Origin of the sequence: Roseobacter sp. FCG-D35 (assembly GCF_033436665.1) — a bacterium.
Taxonomy (GTDB): Bacteria; Pseudomonadota; Alphaproteobacteria; order Rhodobacterales; family Rhodobacteraceae; genus JAWQFO01.
Window position 1 is genome coordinate 68485 of the sequence record NZ_JAWQFO010000012.1, and the last position, 23745, is coordinate 92229.

Consider the following 23745-nt stretch of genomic DNA (forward strand, 5'->3'; position numbering starts at 1 on the left):
CCATGCGCATCGCGGTCCAGCAGGAACCGTTCGACCTGGGCGCGGAAACCGCGGTCTTCGCGGAAAGCTGCAGCAACATGGGCGCGGTGGTCACCTTCACCGGGATCGTGCGCGACCTTCCTGGCGTGCCGCTTCAGGCGATGGAGATCGAGCATTACCCGGGCATGACCGAAGCGTCGATCCGCGAGATCGCGCAGCAGGCGGTCGCGCGCTGGTCGCTGGGGCAGGTGCTGGTCATTCACCGCCACGGACGTCTTGCGCCGGGTGAGCTGATCATGATGGTGGGCACCGCCGCACCGCACCGCAAGGATGCTTTCGAGGCGGCCGAGTTCCTGATGGACTACCTCAAGTCGCGCGCGCCTTTCTGGAAACGCGAGATCACCGCCAAGGGCGCGCACTGGGTCGAGGCCAAGGACGAGGACGAAGCCGCGCTCGACCGCTGGTAGCCTCAGGCGTTGCGGCTCAGCGCCTCGGCCAGGAAATCGAAGACGACGCGCACCCGGCGGCTTGTCCGGACCTCGCGGTGCGAGGTCAGCCAGAGCGGGTAGACCATCCTGTCGAACGCCGGCAGCACGCGGACGACGCGCTTTTCTGCATCGCCGACCTCTTCCGGCACGACGCCGATCCCGAGACCTTCGAGGCAGAGCGCCCAGCAGACGAAGTGGTTGCCGCCGCGCAGGGTGAGGTTGGCCTCGGTCACGGCGAGGCCCAGGCCGTTCATCGCCTCGATCATGCCGTCGCCCGCATCGAAACCGATGAATTCGGCGCGCGCCAGGTCGGCGAGGGTCTCGGGCCGTCCGAACCGCTCGAAGCATTCGGGCGTGGCGTAAAAACCCGCGCGATCCTCGCGGATCTTGCGCGCCACGAGGTCCGGCTGGGTCGGGCGGAAGTTGCGGATCGCGATGTCGGCCTCGCGGCGCTGCAGGTCCTTCGCAGCATTTGAGGGCAGCAGATCGACCTGGATGCCAGGGTGGGCTCGGCGCAGGGCGGCGATGATCGGCGGAAGCGTGTAGCCCGCGATCATCTCGCTGGCGGTGATGACGATCCGGCCCTCCAGCACTTCGCTGCGACCCGAGGCCACCCTCGCGAAGCGCTGCGCCGCCGCGTCCATCGTGCGGACATGCTCCAGCAGGTCGAGCCCGGTCGGGGTCAGCGTCAGCCCCCGGCCAGCGCGCTCGAAAAGTGCGACGCCGATGTCCGCCTCGAGCGCGCGGATCTGCCGGCCCAGCGTCGGTTGGGCGAGACCCAGCACCCGTGCCGCGGCGGTAAGCGATCCGGCCTCGGCCACGGCGAGAAAGGCGCGCGCCTGCATCCAGTCGAAATCGGCAAGCCGGTTATCCATGCGTTCCTGCATAGCAACGGTAGAGTTCTGACCAGTTCACCTAACGGAATTGCATTGTTATGTCGACGCCGACGCGCAAGAGAGCCGAGGACGGATATTGCCATGCACGCCAATGCGAAATTCTGGGACAAGGTCGCCGAGAAATACTCCAGGCGCCCGGTGTCGGATCCCGACGCCTACGCGCAGACGCTGGAGCGGACGCGCTCCTGGCTGAACGAGACCGACCGCGCGCTCGAGATCGGCTGCGGGACCGGGTCGACCGCACTGGTGCTGGCGCCTTCGGTTGCCCATCTGACAGCGACCGACATCTCCGCCGAGATGATCCGTATCGCGCGGCGCAAGGCGCAGACGGACGGTCCGGCGAATCTCGATTTTCGCGTGACGGCCTTTCCCGAGGGGATCGGCACGCCCGAGCCGCTGGACGTGGTGATGGCCTTCAACCTGCTGCACCTCGTGCCGGACGTGGACGGCACGCTTGCGCAAGTCCATGCCGCGCTCAAACCTGGCGGGCTCTTCATTTCCAAGACCGGCTGCGTGGGCGGCAAGCGCCTGCTTCTGGCGATGATCAAGGTCATGCAACTGGTCGGAAAGGCGCCGATGGTTCACGCCTTCACGACCGAAGAGATCGAGGCGCGCATCGCGCGGGCCGGATTCGAGATCGTCGAGACGGGGTCGTATCCCGACCGGTCGCCGCCGAGCCGGTTCGTCGTCGCGCGAAAGCTTTAGCCGGCCTGCCGTTCGAGCCGGGCGCGCAGGTCCTCGGCCTCGTGCCGGGCGTCGCGCAGCCCGTCCATCGCGGCGCGCAGCTCGGCTTCGGTCTGGGCAAGCTGGTTGGTAAGCTCCGCCTCGCGCTGCTGCAGGTAGGTGATCGCCTGATCGCGGGTTTCTTCGGCCTCGTGCAACTCCTGGCTCATCCGGTCAAGCTGGGCCACGTCCTCGGCTTTGACGCGCGTGAACCGGTTCAGAAGCCAGTGCGCGAACCAGCCGAGGCAGAAGGCCACGAAAAGGACGACGGCCGTTGCGACGACGAACTCGGTTCTATTCACTGGCGCTGTCCCCTTCTTCGGATGCCGCATCGTCCCCGGCCTCCGAAGACGGGGGCGCATCGCCATCCGCAGTCTCCGTTTCAGCCGAATCGCCGTCCGCGTCCGCGTCGGTCTCTTCCGATGCGGCGGCGTCCGGTTCGGCCCCTGTATCGCCATTTTCGGCGAGGCTTTCCAGTGTCGTTTCGCCCGTTGGCGTCACGGTATCCGGGCGGATCAGGTGGAATTCGATCCGCCGGTTTTCCTCGCGACCATCTTCAGTGCCGTTGTCGGCCACCGGTTGCGTTTCACCGTAACCCACGGCCACGAACGAGCCGGTCAACACGCGACGCGCGCGCAGCTCGTTTATGACCGACTCTGCTCGCGCCTGGCTCAGCGCGAGGTTCATCTCCTCGCGGCCCTGGCTGTCGGTATGTCCCTGGATCTCGATCGGGAGGTCGCCGCATTCCTTCAGCACGTCCGCGATCTCGTCCATTGTCTTGAGCGCAGTGGCGTCGATCGTGGCGCTGCCGGGTTCGAAGTTGATCTTGCCCACGGCGACGATCCCGGCGATCTCTTCCTCGCAGCGTTCGGGCGTCGGGGCGAGCGCCACGGGGTCGTATTCTTCCTTGTAGGCCACGTCGATCTCGAAACGCGCGGCGTCGCCAAGCCGGGCGGCGAGCAGCCGGGCAAGTTCGGCACTTGCGTCGGGGTCTCCGGTGCTGCCGGTGACGCGTACGAGCTCCGGCTGGATCGAGACCGCGCCATTGCCCAGTTCGCCCAGGGCCTCCAGCCCCGTCAAGACGCGCATCTGCCAGTCCTCGGGCAGGTCCTCGACGATGCGCGTCGCGGTGTAGACGTTGCCGCTGCCGAAACGCGACTTGGCGAAGCTGTCGGCAAGGCGCAGCATCTCCTCGTCCGAGATGCGCCCGCGCAGCTGCACCTGGCCTTCGGGGCTGAGCGTGGCGACGAATTCGGGCGGCCCGGCCGAGGGATCCTCGAGTTTCGGCAGATCGGCATGCAGCGCGAAGACCTCGGGCAGATCGTTCTGCAACTCGCCGACGACGCGGTCGAAGAGCGCCTGTTCGGTGCCGGGGGCGGCGGTCAGGGTCACGTCCGCGTTGGAAAAGGTGACCGAGCCGGCGCCCAGTTCCGCAAGTGCCGCGATCGCGGTCACGGCAGCATCGCTCCAGTTCGGGCTGGGCACGCCCATGCCGATGGTGCAGCGGCCCGGCCCGGTCAGCCCCGCTGCCATCGCGGCGTCGAGAATGCGCTGCTGGCTGTCCTCGGTATCGGCCGAGCAGGCATCGAAGCGCCGTCCGGCCTCGTCGATGACGAAGCGCAGGGTGAAGGGCGTGATGACCGGGCGCGGGGCCGAGATCGCCAGCGTGACGTAAAGTCCCGGCGGCTGGGCCCTGCGCAGCTTCTCTTCGAGCGCCTGCTTGTCCTCTTCACTGTCGGTAATTGCGGTGATCGAGACGTTGCCCGAGGCGATCGAGACCTTGGCCCGCGGCAGGTCGCGCATGGCGTTGGTCGCAAAGGCGACGGCATCCTGCCAGCCTGACGGCGCGGGATAGTCGGCGGTCTCCAGCAGGTCGGCGACCGGTTCGTCGCTGAGCCGGTCGAAGGCTTCGATCAGCGCCTCGCGGTCGGTGCTCTGCGGGATCAGGCCGATCACGGAAAACCCCGAATCGTTGCGCAGGATCTCCGCAGAGAAACGCGGCGGGTCGATGGCCGCGGTCGCCTCGACCTCCATCTCGTCGACCAGCCGAGCGGCGTCGACCATCGAGCCCACGGTGCTCAGCGCCCGGAACCGCAGCGCCTCTGTCGGGGCGGTGCCGGCCACGATGACACGCAGGCCGTCGGCCTCGACCTCGGCCCAGGTCAGGCCCTCCTCGTCGAGCGTATCGCGGACTTCGATCTCGGTATTGTCCTCGATGAACTGCACCGAGGCGTTTGCGGTCACGTAGGACAGACCGGCTGCCGCAGCGAAGGAGAGACCTGTGAAGAGGGCGATGGAAAGGCGCATGTCACCGTCGGAGTGGTTTCGTCAGATGAGAGATGTACGCCCCGTGCCTGCCGGTTTCAATCAGGCCAGCAGGGCCGCGCAGAAGAAGACCAGCGGGATCATGCCGGTATCGCGGTTGGCGCGGAAGAGGCTCAGCAACCGGTCGGCGTTGTCGATATCGAGCATGCGCAGCTGCCACATCATGTGCCAGCCCATCGCCCAGGGCCCTCCGAGCGCCAGGACCAGAGCAAGCACCGAAGCCTGCGGCAGGGCGGCGTAGAGGACGGCGAGGCCCATCAGCGCGACGGTGCCGACGAGAAACCGCCGCAGCCATCTGGGCGTGTCGTCGGCAAAGAGACGTGCGGTGGACTTTACCCCGATCAGCGCGTCGTCTTCCCTGTCCTGGTGGGCGTAGATCGTGTCGTAGAAAAGTGTCCAGCAGATCCCCGCGACATAAAGGATCACGGCCGGCAGTTCGAGCCGGCCGGTATGCGCCGTCCAGGCCAGCAGCGCGCCCCAGTTGAAGGCAAGGCCGAGAAAGATCTGCGGCCACCAGGTGAATCGCTTGGCGAAAGGGTAGATACAGACCGGCAGCAGTGCCAACACGCCGAGCGCAATGGCGGCCGGGGCGAAAGTCAGCAGGATGGCGAAGGCCACAAGCGCCTGGGCGCACATCCAGGCAAGCGCGCCCATCACGCTGACCTGCCCCGAGGGGATCGGACGCGAGCGGGTGCGCTCGACACTGCCGTCGATATCGCGGTCGGTGATGTCGTTCCAGGTGCAGCCCGCGCCGCGCATCAGCCAGGCACCGATGCCGCAGCCGACGGCGATCCAGAGATCGTGCCAGCTGGCGCTCTGGTCGTGCAACATGGCCAACGCGAGACCCCACCAGCAGGGCAGCAGCAAGAGCCAGGTGCCGATGGGCCGGTCGGCGCGGCTCAGGCGCAGATACGGGCGCATGGCTGCCGGGGCGTAGCGGTCGACCCAGTTGCCGCGGACGGCGTCGGCGACCTGCCCGTCTGGCGCTTGCACCTTGTCGCGCATATGTAACTCCCATGACCGCGAAAATCCGGCTTTATGTAGATCACCCGCTGGGGCAGGGGCAAACCTTTCCTCTGACGCGCGAGCAGGCGCATTACCTCTTCGGGGTGATGCGGCTGGGCGCAGGCGACGCCGTGCTGGTGTTCAACGGGCGCGACGGAGAATGGCGCGCCGAGGTCGCCGAGGCGGGCAAGCGGGGCGGCACGCTTGCGGCTGTCGAGCAGACTGCGCCGCTGCGGATGCCGCCCGACCTCTGGCTCGTTTTCGCGCCGATCAAGAAGGCGCGCACCGATTTCATCGTCGAGAAGGCTGCCGAGATGGGCGCGGCTCGGATCGTTCCGGTGCAGACCGCGTTCACCAATTCCGGACGCATCCAGCGCGAGCGGCTGCAGGCTCATGCGGTCGAGGCGGCCGAGCAATGCGGCGGAACCTACGTGCCGGAGGTGGCCGAGATGGTCCGCTTCGACCGGCTGCTCGACGGCTGGGACGCGACGCGCCGGATCATGTTCTGCGACGAGGCGCTGGCCGGCGCGGTGACGGATCTGCCTGCCGACCCCGGACCCTGGGCCATCCTGATCGGACCCGAAGGCGGGTTCTCGGAGCCGGAGCGCGCGCGGCTCGGCTCGCTGCCGCAGGCCCATGCCGTCGCCCTCGGGCCGCGCATCCTGCGCGCGGACACCGCCGCCGTCGCCGCGATGACGCTCTGGCAGACGCACCTGGGAGACTGGACGTGATCCGGCCCGAGGCGCGCGCGGCCCTCCTGCGCTGGCGCGAGGCGCTGGTCGGCGGCGCGCTGGTGCTCCTGGGGCTCTGGTGGCTGGCCGGTCCCGGAGGGATCATGGTGCTGCCGGCGCTGGGGCTTCTGGCGGCGGGGCTCGGATTGCTCTGGGTCGGCGTCCAGCGCGGGCGCTTCCGCGGGCCGAGCGACGGGGTCGGGGCCGTGCAGGTCGACGAGGGACGGGTCTATTACCTCGGACCGCTGACCGGAGGCTCTGTCGCGTTGCGCGAACTGGAACGGCTGACACTTCTTCGTGAACCGCACCCAGCGCACTGGCGGCTCGACCAGCCCGGGCAGCCGCCGCTGATGATCCCGGTGAACGCTGCCGGGACCGATGCGCTCTTTGACGCATTCGCCACACTGCCCGGCCTTCGGACCGAACGCATGCTGCAGGAATTGCAGTCACCGGCAGTGCAGGGCGTGGTGATCTGGGAGCGCCGACCCTCGCGGCCTGCGGAATTTCGTCTGCATTGACACGCTGGCGTAACTTTCGCATGTCCTGACGGTATTGAGAAACGAACGCCTGATCGGAGCCCCCACGCATGTCCATCCCCCAGTCCGGCGGCGGCCCGATCGAACGACACGAGCAACTTGCGCAATACCTCGCGGACGGCTGCAAGCCGAAGTCCGACTGGCGGATCGGTACCGAGCACGAGAAGTTCGGCTACTGCAAGGATACGCTTTTGCCGTTGCCCTACGAGGGCAAGCGTTCGATCCGGGCGATGCTCGAGGGTCTCCGGGACGCGCATGGCTGGGCCGAGATCCGCGAGGGCGGACACATCATCGGGCTTGAGAAGGGCGGGGCCAACATCAGCCTGGAACCCGGCGGGCAGCTCGAACTTTCGGGCGCGCCGGTCGAGACCATTCACGAGACCTGCGACGAGGTGAACACCCATCTGCGCGAGGTCAAGGACGTGGCCGACCGCATCGGTGCGGGGTTCATCGGGCTCGGCGCGGCCCCGGTCTGGACCCATGAGCAGATGGATATGATGCCGAAAGGCCGGTACAAGCTCATGAACGAATACATGGGCAAGGTCGGCACTATGGGGCGCGTGATGATGCGGCGCACCTGCACGGTGCAGGTCAACCTCGACTTCGCCTCCGAGGCCGACATGGTTCAGAAGCTGCGCGTGGCCATCGCGCTGCAGCCGGTCGCGGTGGCGCTGTTTTCCAATTCGCCGTTCTTCGAGGGCAAGCTCAACGGGCACAAGTCGTGGCGCTCGCGGGTGTGGCGCGACCTCGATGCGGCGCGCACGGGGATGGTGCCCTTCGTCTTCGAGGAGGGCTTCGGCTTCGAGCGCTGGGTCGAATACGCGCTCGATGTGCCGATGTACTTTGTCTACCGCAACGGCGAGTACATCGACGCGCTGGGCCAGTCTTTCCGCGACTTCCTGAAGGGCGAGCTGCCGGCCCTGCCGGGCGAGACGCCGACGCTGTCGGACTGGGCCGATCACCTGACGACCCTGTTCCCCGAGGCCCGCATCAAGCGCTTCATCGAGATGCGCGGCGCGGACGGAGGTCCCTGGCGCCGGCTCTGCGCCCTGCCGGCCTTCTGGGTCGGGATGATGTACGAGCAAGGCCCGCTCGACGCGGCCTGGGATCTGGTGAAGGGCTGGGACGCCGAGACGCGCGAGGCCCTGCGCGTCGCGGCCTCGGTCGACGGTCTTGCGGCCGAGGTCGCGGGGGTCAAGCTGCTCGACGTCGCGCGCGAGGCGGTAGCGATCAGCCGGGCTGGTCTCGAAGAACGCGCGCGTGCCGGGGCCGGCGGGATGATCCCGGACGAGACGCATTTCCTCAACGCGCTGCAAGAAAGCGTGGAAAGCGGCAAGGCGCCGGCAGACGAGCTGATCGATCGCTATCATGGCGACTGGGACGGCGATCTCGACCGCATCTACGCGGACTATTCCTACTGAGCGCCACCGTTTTCTTGCAAGAAAACGGGCCGGAAAATTGCAATTTTTCGGGTCCCGCGCGGTGCCGTCATGGGCTCTGTGATCCCCATTCGAGCCAGCGCCGGTCCTCGGGGTCGAGTGTTTCGTCCATGATCGCGCCATAGGCCGCGATCTCCGCGTCGCTCAGCTTTCCCTGCCACTTGCCATGCGAGGCGCTGTCGAAGAAGCGATCGTCCGCGCGCCAGAATCCGGTGCCGCCCGCCGGCGCGTAGCGCCCGGCGTTGGCCTTCATGTTCGCAAAGCCCGCTGCCCCGATCAGCCGCTCCATCAGTGCGGCGTCGTGATCTATGCCGAGGATGCCGGCGATGCGCCGCACCGTTCCGGCCGGGTCGCGGCACATGTCGGCATAGTGCAGCAGGGACACGTTCGGCCGCTGGGCCGCGTCGCGGAAGGTCCGGTAGTGGGTCAGGATGCTGGCGAGGCTCAGCGCGTCGTAGTCGGCCCCCTCGTCCGCCCCCTCGAGGAAGCGCCGGAAGCAGAGCCGATCGTCCTCCGGGAAGTACCACGCGAAGGCGGTGATCGCGTCCGGCATGTTGGCGACGTGGTTGCGCATCGAGTAATGAGCATCGAGCGGGTGGCGGTAGACGGCGATGTAGTAGACACCGTCGTGCCAGGGCAGACCGTCGAGTGGCGTGTGAGATTTCAGGCTGCGCGGTCCCGTCTGCGATGTCAGAGCCTCGACACGGTCCTCGATGGGGCGCATCCGGTTGTCGACCCAGGGGTGATTGACCGAGAGTTCGGGGGCGAGGTCCGGATCCCCGCTCAACAGCAGCGCGGTGATGACCTGGGTCCATGTCGTGCCGGATTTCGGCGGGGTGCAGACCAGGATGTCGCCGGTGCGCAGCGCGATATGGGCCCAGCGCCGGTTGTCGGTTATGAGTGAGTTATAGATCCGCGGCCCGGTCCGCATCGGCGCCCTCCCGTCCCTGTCGCGACCCTAGCACGACAGGCGCAGCAGCGCACCTCGGCAGTTTCGAACGATCCGGAAAAAAAACGATTAAAAGTCAAGCCACTAACCGTTAGCCTGGAAGGTGCCGGGCGTGGTACTGGGGCGAAGGGGCATCCAGTCGAGGGTTCGAGCATGAAATTCACAAAACTGGCCGATGTCATTTCCAGCGGCCCGGTCCACAAGACCACCCCGGACGAAAGCGTCCAGACCGCCTGCATGATCCTCAGTGCGGCCAATGTCGGAGCGCTGCCGGTGGTCGACCTGAACGGAGACCTCGTCGGCATGCTGAGCGAACGCGACGTGATCCGGCGCTGCGTAATCGTCAACCGGACGCCGGACAAGACCACCGTCAAGCAGGTGATGACGCCGAACCCGCAATGGCTGCCGCCTGACGCCAAACCCGCCGAGGCTGTCGCGGTGATGAACAAGGGGCGTTTTCGTCACCTGCCGGTCTGCGACCACGGCAAGGTCGTCGGAATGGTGTCGATCCGCGATTTCCAGCCTGCCGGGCCCGGTCTTGGCGCGCGTCTGCGCAAGAGCCTGAGCCCCGCAACGGGCTGAGCGCAGGACCACCGGCTCCGCGCCGCCCGAGTCCCTGACCGAAGCTCCCGCGATTGGCGGGGTTTCAACGCGTTTTTTGCGCATTCCCGAAGCAGAAACAGCCGCCCCGGTCGGGGCGGCTGTAACAGGTCGCTGTCCGCACCGGTCGATGTGACCGGGCGGCGCGGGATCATTGCGGGATGTCGCCCTCGATGCCCTCGACGTAGAAATTCATCCCGGCCAGCGTGCCGTCATCCGCCGTCTCGCCCTCGGCAAGCCAGGCGCTGCCGTCCTGCTTGTTGATCGGGCCGGTGAAGGGGTGGTACTCGCCGCTGGCGATCTTGTCCTTCATCTCGAGCGCCTCGGCCTTGACGTCCTCGGGCACCGCGTCGGTGATCTCGCCGATGCCGACCATGCCGGCACCGATCCCGTCCCAGGTGTCCATGCTCTCCCAGGTTCCGTCCATCACCGCCTTGGTGCGGGCGATGTAGTAGGGCGCCCAGTTGTCGATGATCGACGAGACCCGCGGCTTCGGCGCATATTGCGCCATGTCGGAGGCCTGGCCGAAGGTGATGACGTTGCCGGCCTCCTGGGCTGCCGCCTGGGGCGCGGTCGAGTCGGTGTGCTGCAACACCACGTCGGCACCCTGTTCGATCAGCACCTTGGCGGCATCCGCCTCTTTGGCCGGGTCGAACCAGGTGTAGGCCCAGACGATCTTGAACTGCACGTCCGGATTGGCGTTGCGGGCGTGGATGAAGGCGGCGTTGATGCCGCGGATCACTTCGGGGATCGGGTAGGAGCCGATGTAGCCGATGATGTTCGATTCGGTCATCTTGCCGGCGATGTGGCCCTGGATCGCGCGGCCTTCGTAGAAGCGCGCAGAGTAGGTCGACACGTTGTCGGCGCGCTTGTAGCCGGTGGCATGCTCGAACTTCACGTCCGGGAACTTCTGGGCGACGTTGATCGTCGGGTCCATGTAGCCGAAGGAGGTGGTGAAGATCAGGTCCGCCCCGTCGAGTGCCATCTGCGTCATGACGCGCTCGGCGTCGGGACCTTCCGGCACGCTTTCCACGAAGACGGTCTCGACCGCATCGCCGAACTCTTCCTCGACGGCAAGGCGGCCTTCGTTGTGCTCGTAGGTCCAGCCGCCGTCGCCCACCGGGCCGACGTAGACGAAGCCGACCTTGGTCTTGTCCTGCGCCAGGGCGCCGGTCGCAAGGCCAAGCGCCAGCGTGGCGCCGGTCAGAAGCGTTGTGAGTTTCATTTTCAGGTCTTCCCCATGTTGAACGCCCCTTCGCGGGGCTCTTGTTTGGCCCCTAGTTCGAGGCGTGAAAACTGCGGCCCAAAGAGCCGGGCGCCGCGCTCTTGTCCGCGGACAGGATCACCAGCACGATGATCGTGATCAGGTAGGGCGACATTGCCAGATACTCGACCGGTATGGCAACGCCCGCCCCTTGCAGATTGAGCTGCAACTGGGTGATGCCGCCGAAAAGATAGGCACCCAGCAGAACGCGCCAGGGCTTCCAGCTGGCGAAGACGACGAGGGCCAGCGCGATCCAGCCGACACCCGCCGTCATGCCTTCGGTCCACTGCGGCACGCGAATGAGGCTGATGTAGGCGCCGCCCAGCCCGGCGCAGGCACCGCCGAAGAGGATGGCAAGCGTGCGGACCCGCACCACGCGGTAGCCGAGCGCATGTGCGGCATCGTGGTTCTCGCCCACGGCGCGCAGGATCAGCCCCGCGCGGGTGTAGCGCAGCAGCGCCCAGACGCCGGCGACGAGCGCGAGGCCGATGTAGAGGATGAGGTCGTGGGTGAAGAGGATCGGACCGATGACGGGGATGTCGGCCAGTGGGCCGAAGTCGATGTCGCCCATGCGCGGCGGCTTCACACCGACGTACCCCTGCCCCAGCAGGGAGGAAAGTCCAAGGCCGAAAAGCGTGAGTGCGAGGCCCGAGGCGACCTGGTTGGCCAGCGTCACCTGCGTGAGGAAGGCGAAGAGCAGGCTCAGCACGGCCCCGCCGAGGGCTGCGCCGATAAAGCCCAGCAAGGGTGACCCGCTTTCGACCGCGACGGCGAAGCCGCATATCGCGCCGACGATCATCATGCCCTCGACGCCGAGGTTCAGCACGCCCGCCCGCTCGACGACCAGTTCGCCAGTCGCGGCCAGCAGGATCGGCGTGGCGGCGCTCATCAGGGCCGCGATCAGCAGCAGCGGGTTGATTGCAGACAGGTCCATCAGGCGGCCTCCGCTTGGCCGATGCGCAGCCGGAAATGGGTAAGGATGTCGAAGGCGAGCAGGAAGAAGAGCAGCATGCCCTGGAAGACCTGGATCGCGGCAGCGGGCAGGCCGAGCTGGCTTTGCGCGATGTCACCGCCGATGTAGGTCAGCGCCATCAGCATCCCGGCCAGCAGGATGCCGATGGGGTGCAGACGGCCGAGGAAGGCCACGATTATCGCGGTGAAGCCGTATCCGACGTTGAAATCGATGCTGACCACACCCGCCGGGCCCGAGACCTCGAAGAGCCCGGCAAGCCCGGCGAGCAGGCCGGAGATGCCGAGGCAGAAGAGCACCAGCCGCGCCGGGTTGACGCCGGCGAAGCGTGCGGCGCGCGGCGCCTCGCCGGTCACGCGGATGGCAAAGCCGAGTTTGTGCCGGGCGAGCAGGACATAGGCGAGGATCACCGCGATGAAGGCCGCGACGACGCCCCAGTGCATGCCGGTCCCCGCGATCAGCTCTCCGTTGAAGGCCGAGGGGTACTGCTGCAGGTTGCGGCTGCCGGGAAAGCCGAAGCCCTCGGGATTTTTCAGCAGCCCCAGTGACATCGAGGCGAGGAACTGCTCGGCGACATACACCAGCATCAGTGACACGAGGATCTCGTTGGTGCCGAAGCGGACCTTGAGAAAGGCCGGGATCATCGCCCAGATCCAGCCGCCGAAGGCGCCCGCCAGCACCATCAGCGGAAAGATCAGCACGCTCTCCGCGGGGTAGAAGGCGAGGCCCACACCAGCGCCGAACAGCGCGCCCATGATGTACTGGCCCTCTGCGCCGATGTTCCAGACACCGGCGCGGAATCCCAGCGACAGGCCGATGGCGATCAGGATCAGCGGCGCGCCCTTCACCAGAAGTTGGGGGCGGTAGAAGAACGAGAACTCGCCGAAGAGCGGTTGCCAGAAGATCGTCAGGATCGACTGCACCGGGTCCTTGCCGAGTGCGGCGAAGAGCAGCCCGCCGAAGAAGAAGGTGGCGAGCACGGCCAGCAGGGGCGTTGCCCAGGCGAAGGCCCGGCTGGGCTGCGGGCGCCTTTCCAGCCGGATCACGCGGCGCGACCTTTAGTTTCAGACATGCGCCACCTCCATTCCGTGCGCCCCTCCCATCATCAGCCCGATCTCGTCCACGGTCAGACCGGCGCTTGGGCGCGGGTCGGACAGGCGCCCCTCGTTCAGGGCCGCGAACCGGTCGGAGATCTCCATCAGCTCGTCGAGATCCTGCGAGATCACCAGCAGCGCCGCCCCGGCGGTCGCGAGATCGAGCAGCGCCTGCCGGATTGCGGCGGCGGCCGATGCGTCGACGCCCCAGGTCGGCTGGTTGACGACCAGGACCTCGGGGCGCTGCAGCACCTCGCGGCCGATGACGAATTTCTGAAGGTTGCCGCCCGACAGCGATCGCGCGGCGTTGGCCGGTCCCGGTGTGCGGACGTCGAACGCCTCGATGATGCGTTCGGCAAAGCCTCGGGCGGCGGGCCAGTCGAGGAAACCGCGGCGCTCGAGGTTCTCGCGGGCGGCGCCGGTCAGCATCGCGTTCTCCGTCAGCGACATGTCCGGGGCGGCGGCATGGCCGAGCCGTTCCTCCGGCGCGGTCAGAAGGCCCATCGCGCGCCGCGCGATGGGGCGGGTCGTGCCGATCTCGCGCCCCTTGAGGCGGATCATGCCGGGTGCGCTGACCAGTTCGCCGGAAAGCGCGCCCAGCAGTTCGTCCTGCCCGTTGCCGGCGACCCCGCCGATGCCCAGCACCTCGCCGGCCCGCAGTTTCAGGGATATTTCGCGCAACGGCATGCCGAAGGCGGACGGCGAGGTCAGCGAGAGCCGGTCGAGTTCCAGCACCACCTCGCCCGGTGTCACGCCCGAGCGCGTGGGCGTCGAGAGCACCTTGCCCACCATCATTTCGGCCATGTCGCGCGCGGTGGTCTCGCGCGGCGTGCAGTGGCCCACGACTTTGCCGAGCCGCAGGATCGTGGCGGTGTCGCACAACGCGCGGATCTCCTCGAGTTTATGGGAGATGTAGAGGATCGCCGTGCCCTCGGCGCTGAGCTTGCGCAGGGTTTCGAAAAGGATCTCGACCTCCTGCGGGGTCAGGACCGACGTCGGCTCGTCCATGATCAGCAGTTTCGGTTCCTGCAACAGGCAGCGGATGATCTCGACCCGCTGGCGTTCGCCTGCCGAGAGATCGCCGACGATCCGGTCGGGCGACAGCGGCAGGCCGTAGGTTTCCGACACCTCGCGGATCTGCCGCGCAAGATCGCGCATCTTCGGCGCGTGCTCCATGCCGAGCGCGATGTTCTCGGCCACGGTCAGCGCGTCGAAAAGCGAGAAATGCTGGAACACCATCCCGACCCCGGCCGCCCGCGCGGCGCTGGGTTCGGACGGGGCAAAATCGGTGCCGTTCATCTGCATGTGCCCGGCATCCGGTTTCACCAGCCCGTAGATCATCTTGACCAGGGTCGACTTGCCGGCGCCGTTTTCGCCGAGCAGGGCGTGGACCTCGCCCGGTGCGATCTGCAGCGACACATCGTCATTGGCGACGACGCCGGGATAGGCCTTGGTGAGACCTTCGAGTTTGAGTAGTGCTGTCATGAAGCGGCGGTCTCGCAAGTTCCTGCCATCAGGGCGGCGATGGTGCCCCGGGCGATCTGGTCGGGGCGCTTGCCGAGCGACTTGTCCCCGATTGGGCAGGTGATCGGGGCGGGATCGAGGCCCGCGGCGCGCAGGCGCTTGAAGAAACGTGCGCGTTTGGTGTCGGACCCGATCAGTCCGATCGCGGTCGCGCCACGGTCGAGAAGGGCCGCGCAGAGCGCGAAGTCGATGTCGTGGGAATAGGTGAAGATCAGGTGATGCGCGCCCTGCGGCGCGCGCGTGGCCAGAAGCGGCATGTCGGCGGCGGGCAGGGCGGTCGCGTGGTCGGGAACGCTCTTGGGAAAGCGCTCCGCCGCACTGTCGATCCATGTGATGCGGAAGGCCTCGGGCGGGGCCGCAAGCGCCACGGCGCGGCCGACATGCCCTGCGCCCCAGAGCCAGAGGTCGCACCGCTCGCCCGTCGGTAAGGCGGCAGGCAGCGGCGTCTGCGGCACTGCGTCCGTCCGGCAGGGCTGGCGCGTGAAGCGCAACGTGACCGCACCGCCGCAACATTGACCCAGATCCGGCCCCAGCGGATAGCTGCGCGACAGTTCGGCATCGCCGCGCGCCATCAGGTCCCGGGCCAGCGCGACCGCGCGATGCTCGAGCGCGCCGCCGCCGATGGTGCCCTCGATGTCCTTCTCCGTGACCTTCATCGCCGTGCCCGTGTCTCGCGGTGCCGATCCGCGCGTGCCGGTGATCTCGACCCAGAGCGCGGTCATGCCCGGGTCCGTCCCACGGCGGCGAGTATCTGCTCGGCGGTCGCCGGAGCGTGCAGGTCGCCGTAGCCCGGCCCGCAGGCCTGGACGGCGGCGCCAAGCGCTGCGAAGGCCGATATGCCCAGCATGAACGGTGGCTCGCCCACCGCCTTCGAGCGATAGACGGTTTCCTCGCGGTTCTCGGCATCCCAGAGCGCCACGTTGAAAATCCGTGGCCGGTCCGAGAAGGCCGGAATCTTGTAGGTCGAGGGGGCATGGGTGCGCAGGCGTCCCTTGTCGTCCCACACCAGCTCTTCGGTCGTCAGCCAGCCCGCGCCCTGCACGTAACCGCCCTCGATCTGGCCAATGTCGAGCGCCGGGTTCAGCGAGGCACCCGCGTCATGCAGGATGTCCGCGCGCAGGATACGGTTCTCGCCGGTCAGCGTGTCGATCACCACCTCGGTCACCGCCGCGCCGTAGGCGAAGTAGAAGAACGGCCGGCCCTGACCCTTGAGGCGGTCCCAGGCCACCTTCGGTGTCTTGTAATAGCCGGTGGCCGACAGGCTGACGCGGGCGAGGTACGCCTTCTGCGCCACCTCGGCAAAGCTGTACTCGGCGCCCGCGACGCGCACCTTGCCGTCCGCGAAGATCACGTCGCTTGCGGCGCACTGGTGCTCTTCGGCCAGTACGTCTGCCATGCGCTCGCGGATGGTGTCGCAGGCCGCCTGAACCGCCATGCCGTTGAGATCGCTGCCGGACGAGGCGGCGGTGGCCGAGGTGTTCGGCACCTTGCCGGTATCCGTCGCGGTGATCCGGACCAATTCGAGCGGCACGCCGAACCGCGCCGCGGCGACCTGTGCCACCTTCTGGAACAGGCCCTGGCCCATCTCGGTGCCACCGTGGTTCATGTGGATCGAGCCGTCGTTGTAGACATGCACCAGCGCGCCGGCTTGGTTGAGATGGGTAAGGGTGAAGGAGATGCCGAACTTGACCGGGGTCAGGGCGATGCCCTTCTTCAGCACATCGTTTTCCGCGTTCCACTTGGCGACAGCCTCCCGCCGCGCGGCGTAGTCGCTCGTTTTGGCCAGGGTCTCGGTCATCTCGTGCAGGATGAAATCCTCGACCGGCTGGCCGTAGGGCGTGCTCTGCGTGCCGTCCTTGGCATAATAATTCGCGCGGCGCACCTCCAGCGGATCACGCCCGAGATGTGCCGCGACATGATCCATGACGCGCTCGACGCCCAGCATCCCCTGCGGGCCGCCGAAGCCGCGGAAGGCGGTGGCGCTCTGTATGTTGGTGCGCAGCCTGTGCGACGTGATGCGAACGTGGGGCAGGTGGTAGGCGTTGTCGGCATGCAGCATCGCGCGGTCGGCCACGGGCAGCGACAGGTCCATCGACCAGCCGCAGCGGGTGTAATGAGTGAAGGAGATGCCACGGATCACACCGTCGTCGTCGAACCCGGCGGCGTAGTCGATGCGGAAATCGTGCCGCTTGCCGGTGATCACCATGTCGTCGTCGCGGTCATAGCGCATCTTGCAGGGCCGACCGGTCCGGCGCGCGGCCAGCGCGCAGGCGATGGCCAGAGCGTTGCCCTGGCTTTCCTTGCCGCCGAAGCCGCCGCCCATGCGTCGGGTTTCGACCCGCACGCCGTGCATCGGGATGTCCAATGCGTGGGCGACCTTGTGCTGGATCTCGCTGGGGTGCTGGGTCGAGGAGTGCACGACCATGTCGCCGCCTTCCTGCGGGATCGCCAGCGCGGCCTGGCCTTCGAGGTAGAAATGTTCCTGCCCGCCGATTTCGATCCGGCCTTCGATGCGGTGCGGTGCGTCGGCGAGCGCTTGGGCGGGGCCGCCCCTTTCGTAGATACGCGGACCGTCCTCAAACCGCGATTCGGCGTTGAGCGCATCCTCGATGGACAGGATCGGGTCATTGACCTTGATCGAGACTTCGGCCAGCCGCACCGCCTTGCGCGCGGCAAGATGCGACGTCGCGATCACCAGAAAGAGCGGCTGGCCGGCGTAGTGCACCTCGCCGGTCGACAAGAGCGGTTCGTCGTGGTTCGAGGGCGAGCAATCGGCGTCGTTGTCGAGATCAGAGGCAGTCAGCACCGCCACCACACCGGGCGCGGCGCGCACGGCGTCGAGGTTCAGATCCTCGAGCGTCCCAGCGGAGACCTCGGAGGTGCCGAAGGCGAGATGCAAAGTGCCCGCGGGCGTCGGGATGTCGTCGACATAGGCCGCGGCCCCGGTGACATGCAGCCGGGCGGCATCGTGCGGCAGGGCGCGTGCGACGCTCATGCGGAGACCTCGGTGACCGAGACTTTCGTGCCCTGCATCTCGTGCCAGTACCGCAACAGCATGTTCCGGGCGGTCTGCATGCGGTAGGCGGACGAGGCGCGCATGTCCGATATCGGCGTGAACTCCTGCTCCAGCGCGTCCATCGCCGCGCGGACGCCGTCTTCGGTCCACCCTGCGTTCGCCAGCGCCGCTTCGGCCGCCGCGGCGCGTTTCGGGATGCCGGCCATGCCGCCAAAGGCGATGCGCGCCGACGCGATCCGCTCGCCGTCGCAGTCGATCGCGATGCAGCCGCAGACGGCGGAAATGTCCTGGTCGAAGCGTTTTGACAGCTTGTAGCAGCGCAGCGTATCGCGCTGGCGTGGGACGCTCACGGCCTCGACGAACTCGCCGGGCGCGCGGTCCTGCTTGCCGTAATCGAGAAAAAAGTCCTCGAGCGCCAGCTCGCGCCGGTTGTCGCCCTTGCGCAGGTGCATCGTGGCCCCGAGCGCGATCAGCGCGGGCGGGCTGTCGCCGATGGGCGAGCCGTTGGCGATGTTGCCCCCCACGGTAGCAGCGTTGCGCACCTGAACCGAGCCATAGCGCCGGATCATTGCCGCAAACGAGGGATGCAGGTCGGCCATGACCTGCTCGAGTTCGGTCAGCGTCGCCATCGCGCCGATGCGTATGGTGTCATCGGACACCGCGACGCCCTGCAGGTCGGTGCAGCGGTTCAGGAAGGCAACGGGCGAGAGATCGCGCAGCGCCTTGGTGACCCAGAGGCCGACGTCTGTCGCACCGGCAATCAACGTCGCATCCGGATGCGCGGCATACCAGTCGGCTAGCGCGTCCGAGGAAGTTGGCTGCGCCACCGTTTCATCGGATGTGTCGCACGCCTGCAGCGGCTTGTCGCGCATGTGATCGGGCACCGGGGCCTCGGCGGCCTCTTCCGCCGCGCGCAGGATCGGCGCGTAACCGGTGCAGCGGCAGAGGTTGCCGGCGAGTTGCACGTCGTGGTCCGTGGCGCCGTTGAGATGTGCGGTGGCCATCGTCACGATGAAGCCCGGCGTGCAGAACCCGCATTGGCTGCCATGATGGTCGATCATGGCGGATTGCACCGGGTGGAGCGCCCCATCCGGTGCCGCGATCCCCTCGACCGTCCGCACCGCCTTGCCGTTGAGCTGGGGCAGGAACAGGATACAGGCGTTCAGCGCCTTGGCGCCGCTGTCGTCCGTCACCATGACCGAGCAGGCCCCGCAGTCACCCTCGTTGCAGCCCTCCTTCGTGCCGGTCAGGCCGCGCTCCAGCCGAAGCCAGTCGAGCAATGTCGTGGTCGGGGACACGTCCGGCAGGTCCACTGTTTCTCCGTTTAGGCGAAACGTGATGTCCATTCTTGTCAGATCCGCCGCGGTACCTTGAGAAGCCCATGATGCCCTGCGTTCGATGCGGCGTAGAACGCTTGGGGCGGGCCGAAGTCGACCGGTAGGCTACGCGGGCGCAATCGCGGTTTGCAAGGAAAAAGCCGCACAGCTTGCGGCGGCATGAGGCGATGTCCAAATCGCGGGCGCCGGTCGGATCGCCACTGGCCCGGCGCGGCGCGCTGGCCTAGTCTCGCTACCATGAGCAGTCCCCCCCGATTCATCCATCTCCGCACGCATTCCGAGTACTCGCTTTTGGAAGGCGCATTGCGGCTCAAGAAGCTGCCGGATCTTTGCCGCAAGGCCGGGATGCCGGCGATGGCGCTGACCGACACCAACAACATGTTCGCTGCGCTGGAGTTTTCCGTGGCGATGGCGGGGGCGGGCCTTCAGCCGATCATCGGCTGCCAGGTCGACCTGGCCTATTTCGAGCCGGCGCCGGGCGAGAAACCGAAACCGCCCGCGCCGATCGTGCTGCTGGCGCAATCCGAGACCGGGTACGAGAACCTGATGGCGCTCAACACCTGCCTCTACGTCGGCAAGCAGGGCGCAGCACCGAGCGTCACGTTGGCGCAGCTCGAGGCGCATACCGAGGGGCTGATCTGCCTGACCGGCGGCTCCGACGGGCCGGCCGGGCGGTTGCTGCGCGCAGGGCAACGTCCGGCGGCGCAGAACCTGATGGACCGGCTCACGGCGGCCTTCCCGGACCGGCTTTATGTCGAGTTGCAGCGCCATCCGGGTGAAGACGGCAAGCCCGAGGCCGAGCGGCTGACCGAACGTCCCTTCGTCGAGATGGCCTATGCCATGGCCTTGCCGCTGGTGGCGACCAACGATGTCTATTTCCCGGACGCCAAGATGTACGAGGCGCATGACGCGCTGATCTGCATCGCCGAGGGCGCCTATGTCGACCAGCAACAGGACCGGCGACGTCTGACCGCCCAGCATCACTTCAAGACCCAATCGGAGATGGCGACGCTTTTCGCCGATCTGCCGGAGGCGCTGGAGAACACGGTCGAGATCGCGCGGCGCTGCGCCTTCATGGCCTACAAGCGCGCTCCGATCCTGCCCAACTTCGCCGAGAACGAGACCCAGGAATTGCGGCGCCAGGCGCAGGAGGGGCTCAAGGCGCGGCTCGAGGTAATTCCGCACGCGGCCTCGGTCGAAGACTACGAGAAGCGGCTCGAGTTCGAGCTTGGCATCATCGAGGGCATGGGCTTTCCCGGCTACTTCCTGATCGTCGCCGACTTCATCAAGTGGGCCAAGGATCACGACATTCCCGTCGGGCCGGGCCGGGGTTCGGGCGCGGGCTCGCTGGTGGCCTATGCGCTCACGATCACCGACCTCGATCCGCTGCGCTACTCGCTGCTTTTCGAACGGTTTCTCAACCCCGAACGGGTCTCGATGCCGGACTTCGACATCGACTTCTGCATGGACCGGCGCGAAGAGGTGATCCGCTACGTGCAGGAGAAATACGGGCGCGACAAGGTCGGACAGATCATCACCTTCGGCGCGCTTCTGTCGAAAGCCGCGGTGCGCGACATCGGGCGCGTACTACAGATGCCCTACGGCCAGGTCGACCGGTTGTCGAAGATGATCCCCGTCGAAGGCGTGAAGCCAGTCAGCATCGAGAAGGCGCTGGCGGACGAGCCGCGCCTGCGAGAGGAGGCACGCAACGAGGAGGTCGTGGCGCGCCTGCTCGAATACGGCCAGCAGGTCGAAGGCCTGCTGCGCAACGCCTCGACCCATGCCGCCGGCGTGGTAATCGGGGACCGGCCCCTGGACCGGCTGGTGCCGCTTTACCAGGATCCGCGCTCGGACATGCCGGCGACCCAGTTCAACATGAAATGGGTCGAGCAGGCGGGGTTGGTGAAGTTCGACTTTCTCGGGCTGAAGACCCTTACCGTGATCCAGAACGCGATCGAGCAGATCCACGCCTCGGGCCGGCCGCTGCACGTCGCGGCCAACGGGCGGACGCTTTACGAGCCGGCCGAGGGTGCGGAGAACCAGATCAACGCTATCCCGCTCGACGATGCGGACACCTACAAGCTTTATGCCTCGGCCAAGACCGTCGCGGTGTTCCAGGTGGAAAGCTCGGGCATGATGGATGCGCTCAAGCGCATGAAGCCCACGTGCATCGAGGATATCGTCGCTTTGGTTGCGCTTTACCGGCCCGGCCCGATGGAGAACATCCCGACCTATTGCGAGGTCAAGAACGGCCTGCGCGAGCGCGAGTCGGTGCACCCGCTGATCGACCACATCCTCGAGGAGACGCAAGGCATCATCGTCTACCAGGAGCAGGTGATGCAGATCGCCCAGGTCATGGCGGGTTACAGCCTCGGCGGCGCCGACCTTCTGCGCCGTGCGATGGGCAAGAAGATCGCCGAGGAAATGGCCAAGGAGCGCCCGAAGTTCGAAAAGGGCGCGATGGAGAATGGGGTCGAAAAGAAGAAAGCCTCGGAAGTCTTTGATCTGTTGGAGAAATTCGCTAACTACGGCTTCAACAAGTCGCACGCCGCCGCCTATGCGGTTGTCAGCTACCAAACCGCCTGGCTGAAGGCGAACCACCCGGTCGAATTCATGGCCGGGGTGATGAATTGCGACATCCATCTTACCGACAAGCTCGCCGTGTACTTCGAGGAGGTGCGCAAGACGCTCGATCTGCCTTGGGTGCCGCCGTGCGTGAACCGCTCGGACGCCGCCTTTAGGGTCGTGGACGGGGCCTTGGTCTATGCGCTGGGCGCGTTGAAGAATGTCGGGCTTGACGCCATGCGGCTGGTGACAAACGGCCGTGTCGTGGATGGAAAGGACAAGCCCTTTGTCACCCTTTTCGACCTCGCGCGGCGCGTGGATCTCAAGCGCGTCGGCAAGCGACCGCTGGAAATGCTGGCCCGCTCGGGCGCCTTCGACCAACTCGACGCGAACCGGCGGCGGGTGTTCAACGCGCTCGATGCGCTGGTGGCCTACTCGGCGGCGATCCATGAGCAGAAGGCCTCGAACCAGGTGTCGCTGTTCGGCGATGCGGGAGACGACTTGCCCGAACCGCGCCTCAGCCCGGTCGAGGACTGGCTGCCCGCCGAGCGCCTGAGCGAGGAATTCAAAGCCGTCGGGTTCTACCTCTCGGGTCACCCGCTCGACGACTACATGGCGCCGCTCAAGCGCAAGGACGTCATCACGCTCGACGAGTTGACCGTGAAGGCCGAGCGCGCGCCGGTCCTGGCCAAGCTCGCCGGTGTCGTGGCGGGGCGGCAGGAACGCAAATCAGCGCGGGGCAACCGTTTTGCCTTTTGCCAGATGTCCGACCCGACTGGGGCCTACGAGGTCACGCTGTTCTCGGACACGCTCGAGACCGCGCGCGAACACCTCGAGACCGGCGCGAAGGTCGTGGTCACGGTCGAGGCGACGATGGAGGCCGACCAGCTCAAGCTGCTTGGCCGTTCGGTGTCGCCAATCGACGCTGTCGTGGCGGACGTGGGCGGCATGGGGCTGCGCGTCTTCATCGAAGCCGAGACCGCGGTCGCATCGGTCGCCACGGTCCTTCAGGATGCGGCCTCCGCCGCGAAACGCGCCGGGCGCGGGCCGGTGCAGCTTTGTCTCATGCACCCTGAACTGCCCGGCGAGGTCGAGGTCGACCTCGGAGCGGAATTCCCGGTGACGCCTGCGATCAAGGGCGCGATCAAGTCGCTGTCCGGCGTGCTCGAGGTCGAGGACATCTGAGCGCCGACCGTGCCTGTTACAAATCCAGCGTTGAATCAATCAGATACCGCCGGTTGCAATTAACAGCGATCGGTCTTTCTTCCTTGCTTTGTCCATGCTGTCGACACATCTTCGCCGGAATTCCGACCGCGGGGGCTGCGGCGGAAGCATGTTGTAACGACCTTTTTTTGGAGATTTTTATGTTTTCCGTAAGAACAGCGATCATTGCCGGCCTGATTTCAGCAGCCCCCTTTGCCGCCAGCGCGGCGACCATCGGATTTGACGCGCTCGATGCTTCGGCCGGTCAGCCCGAGCCGCTGATGACGTTCACCGAGGCGGGCCGCACCTTCAGCGTGTCGACGACCGGCAATAACGATGGCGCGGCGATCTTCGACACCACCTGTTTCGGCTACAGCGGCAGCTGCAACGGTGATCCCGATCTTGTGCCCGGTGTCCAGGGCGAGAACGGTATCCTCGGCAACATCATCATCCTGCAGGAGAACCGGACGGCGCCGACGCCGAACGACGACGCCAGCGGCGGCACCATCCGCCTGACCCTGACCAGCGGATCGGCGTTCCGCTGGCTGGGCGCGTCGGCCATCGACGACGGGACCTTCACCTTCTCGACGTTGGCTGACGGTGTGCTGGGGTCGCTGGTCCTCGGGTCGGAGAACCAGACCGGCATGACCACCTTTTCGTCCTCCGCCATCGGCGTAGGCGACTGGATCGAACTCTCCTACTCGGGCTCCGGGGGCATCGACTCGCTGCAGATCCAGGCAGTGCCGGTTCCCGCAGCCCTGCCGCTGGCACTTGTCGGCTTTGGCGCCCTGGGCGCATTGGCGGCGCGCCGCCGCCGGTCCCAGGACCCAAGGTGAAATCCAAGATCACCGGAACCGCCGCGCTTCAATAGTGCGGCGGTTTCTCGTCGCCCAGCACCACGCCGCCACTGCCCTGAGCCTCACGCTCGGCTTCTCGTTGCATCAGCATCGCCATGCGGCGTGTCAGCAGGTCGATTTCCGATTGCTGCCGGGCGACGACGTCCGACAGGTCGTCGACCGTGCGCGTGAGGTGGGCGATCCGTTCCTCGAGCTCTTCCATACGTGCCTCCGCGGGATGTGGCGGGCCGGGGCGGGGTGTGCC

Annotated in this window: 21 protein-coding genes; 8 read left to right on the top strand and 13 right to left on the bottom strand. The window is 66.9% G+C overall.

All coding sequences use genetic code 11. The features are described from left to right. Positions 1-2 precede the first annotated feature (2 nt). Entirely contained in the window at positions 3-446 is a 444-nt protein-coding gene (locus R5H30_RS20550) for a molybdenum cofactor biosynthesis protein MoaE (RefSeq protein ID WP_318330609.1), read from the top strand. Between the two features lie 2 nt (positions 447-448). Here R5H30_RS20550 and R5H30_RS20555 read toward each other — a convergent pair whose 3' ends face one another. Further along, complete coding sequence (locus R5H30_RS20555; RefSeq protein ID WP_318330610.1) at positions 449-1342, bottom strand: LysR family transcriptional regulator; 894 nt, start codon at positions 1340-1342, stop codon at positions 449-451. 102 nt (positions 1343-1444) lie between these two features. Between R5H30_RS20555 and R5H30_RS20560 the strand changes: the two genes are divergently transcribed. Continuing rightward, positions 1445-2068, top strand: a complete 624-nt coding sequence (locus R5H30_RS20560; RefSeq protein ID WP_318330612.1) for a methyltransferase domain-containing protein — start codon at positions 1445-1447, stop codon at positions 2066-2068. Here R5H30_RS20560 and R5H30_RS20565 read toward each other — a convergent pair. The 3 genes from R5H30_RS20565 to ubiA are packed head-to-tail and all read right to left on the bottom strand — an operon-like array spanning position 2065 to position 5416. Next, the gene (locus tag R5H30_RS20565) at positions 2065-2388 is read right to left on the bottom strand and encodes a hypothetical protein (protein ID WP_318330613.1); all 324 of its coding nucleotides are present in this window, start codon (positions 2386-2388) and stop codon (positions 2065-2067) included. The two genes, R5H30_RS20560 and R5H30_RS20565, sit on opposite strands and share 4 nt — an antisense overlap. After that, positions 2381-4393, bottom strand: a complete 2013-nt coding sequence (locus tag R5H30_RS20570; RefSeq protein ID WP_318330615.1) for an OmpA family protein — start codon at positions 4391-4393, stop codon at positions 2381-2383. Before R5H30_RS20570 ends, R5H30_RS20565 begins: the two co-directional genes overlap by 8 nt. A 60-nt stretch (positions 4394-4453) precedes the next feature. Continuing rightward, positions 4454-5416: a 4-hydroxybenzoate octaprenyltransferase gene (ubiA, locus tag R5H30_RS20575; RefSeq protein ID WP_318330617.1), complete on the bottom strand. Its 963-nt coding sequence runs from the start codon at positions 5414-5416 to the stop codon at positions 4454-4456. An 11-nt stretch (positions 5417-5427) separates the two neighbouring features. On the opposite strand from ubiA, the gene R5H30_RS20580 reads away from it, so the two are divergent. From R5H30_RS20580 to R5H30_RS20590, 3 genes are all read left to right on the top strand, one after another. Further along, on the top strand, positions 5428-6147 hold the full coding sequence (locus R5H30_RS20580) for a 16S rRNA (uracil(1498)-N(3))-methyltransferase (RefSeq protein WP_318330618.1): 720 nt from the start codon (positions 5428-5430) through the stop codon (positions 6145-6147). Continuing rightward, positions 6138-6665 (top strand): hypothetical protein, encoded by a 528-nt coding sequence (locus R5H30_RS20585; RefSeq protein WP_318330648.1) that lies wholly within the window; start codon positions 6138-6140, stop codon positions 6663-6665. The genes R5H30_RS20580 and R5H30_RS20585 overlap by 10 nt, the downstream gene beginning before the upstream one ends. Positions 6666-6733: 68 nt before the next feature. Then, positions 6734-8104, top strand: a complete 1371-nt coding sequence (locus R5H30_RS20590; protein WP_318330620.1) for a glutamate--cysteine ligase — start codon at positions 6734-6736, stop codon at positions 8102-8104. A gap of 67 nt (positions 8105-8171) precedes the next feature. Here the strand turns inward: R5H30_RS20590 and R5H30_RS20595 are convergent, their stop codons facing one another. Then, a complete protein-coding gene (locus R5H30_RS20595) occupies positions 8172-9053 on the bottom strand; it encodes a sulfotransferase domain-containing protein (protein WP_318330621.1) in 882 nt (293 codons plus the stop codon). A 171-nt stretch (positions 9054-9224) separates the two neighbouring features. On the opposite strand from R5H30_RS20595, the gene R5H30_RS20600 reads away from it, so the two are divergent. Continuing rightward, positions 9225-9653 carry a CBS domain-containing protein gene (locus R5H30_RS20600; protein ID WP_318330622.1) on the top strand — a complete coding sequence of 143 codons (429 nt, stop codon included), beginning with the start codon at positions 9225-9227 and terminating at the stop codon, positions 9651-9653. Positions 9654-9822: 169 nt separating this feature from the next. On the opposite strand, the gene R5H30_RS20605 is transcribed toward R5H30_RS20600, so the two are convergent. From R5H30_RS20605 to xdhA, 7 genes are read right to left on the bottom strand one after another with little or no spacing between them, the layout of a single operon-like run. After that, entirely contained in the window at positions 9823-10896 is a 1074-nt protein-coding gene (locus R5H30_RS20605; RefSeq protein ID WP_318330623.1) for a BMP family ABC transporter substrate-binding protein, read from the bottom strand. Positions 10897-10948: 52 nt separating this feature from the next. Next, complete coding sequence (locus R5H30_RS20610; protein WP_318330625.1) at positions 10949-11869, bottom strand: ABC transporter permease; 921 nt, start codon at positions 11867-11869, stop codon at positions 10949-10951. Next, positions 11869-12951, bottom strand: a complete 1083-nt coding sequence (locus tag R5H30_RS20615; protein WP_318330628.1) for an ABC transporter permease — start codon at positions 12949-12951, stop codon at positions 11869-11871. The genes R5H30_RS20610 and R5H30_RS20615 overlap by 1 nt, the downstream gene beginning before the upstream one ends. 18 nt (positions 12952-12969) lie before the next feature. After that, on the bottom strand, positions 12970-14484 hold the full coding sequence (locus R5H30_RS20620; protein WP_318330629.1) for an ABC transporter ATP-binding protein: 1515 nt from the start codon (positions 14482-14484) through the stop codon (positions 12970-12972). Then, positions 14481-15245, bottom strand: a complete 765-nt coding sequence (gene xdhC / locus R5H30_RS20625; protein WP_318330630.1) for a xanthine dehydrogenase accessory protein XdhC — start codon at positions 15243-15245, stop codon at positions 14481-14483. The genes R5H30_RS20620 and xdhC overlap by 4 nt, the downstream gene beginning before the upstream one ends. Further along, positions 15242-17518: a xanthine dehydrogenase molybdopterin binding subunit gene (gene xdhB, locus R5H30_RS20630; RefSeq protein WP_318330631.1), complete on the bottom strand. Its 2277-nt coding sequence runs from the start codon at positions 17516-17518 to the stop codon at positions 15242-15244. Before xdhB ends, xdhC begins: the two co-directional genes overlap by 4 nt. After that, entirely contained in the window at positions 17515-18885 is a 1371-nt protein-coding gene (gene xdhA / locus R5H30_RS20635) for a xanthine dehydrogenase small subunit (protein ID WP_318330632.1), read from the bottom strand. Before xdhA ends, xdhB begins: the two co-directional genes overlap by 4 nt. A gap of 228 nt (positions 18886-19113) precedes the next feature. On the opposite strand from xdhA, the gene dnaE reads away from it, so the two are divergent. Together dnaE and R5H30_RS20645 are read left to right on the top strand one after the other, a co-directional pair. Beyond that, positions 19114-22626, top strand: coding sequence for a DNA polymerase III subunit alpha (gene dnaE / locus R5H30_RS20640; RefSeq protein ID WP_318330633.1), 3513 nt, complete (start codon positions 19114-19116; stop codon positions 22624-22626). A gap of 179 nt (positions 22627-22805) precedes the next feature. Further along, positions 22806-23480: a VPLPA-CTERM sorting domain-containing protein gene (locus R5H30_RS20645; RefSeq protein ID WP_318330634.1), complete on the top strand. Its 675-nt coding sequence runs from the start codon at positions 22806-22808 to the stop codon at positions 23478-23480. Positions 23481-23508: 28 nt separating this feature from the next. On the opposite strand, the gene R5H30_RS20650 is transcribed toward R5H30_RS20645, so the two are convergent. After that, on the bottom strand, positions 23509-23703 hold the full coding sequence (locus R5H30_RS20650; protein ID WP_318330635.1) for a SlyX family protein: 195 nt from the start codon (positions 23701-23703) through the stop codon (positions 23509-23511). Positions 23704-23745: the final 42 nt, after the last annotated feature.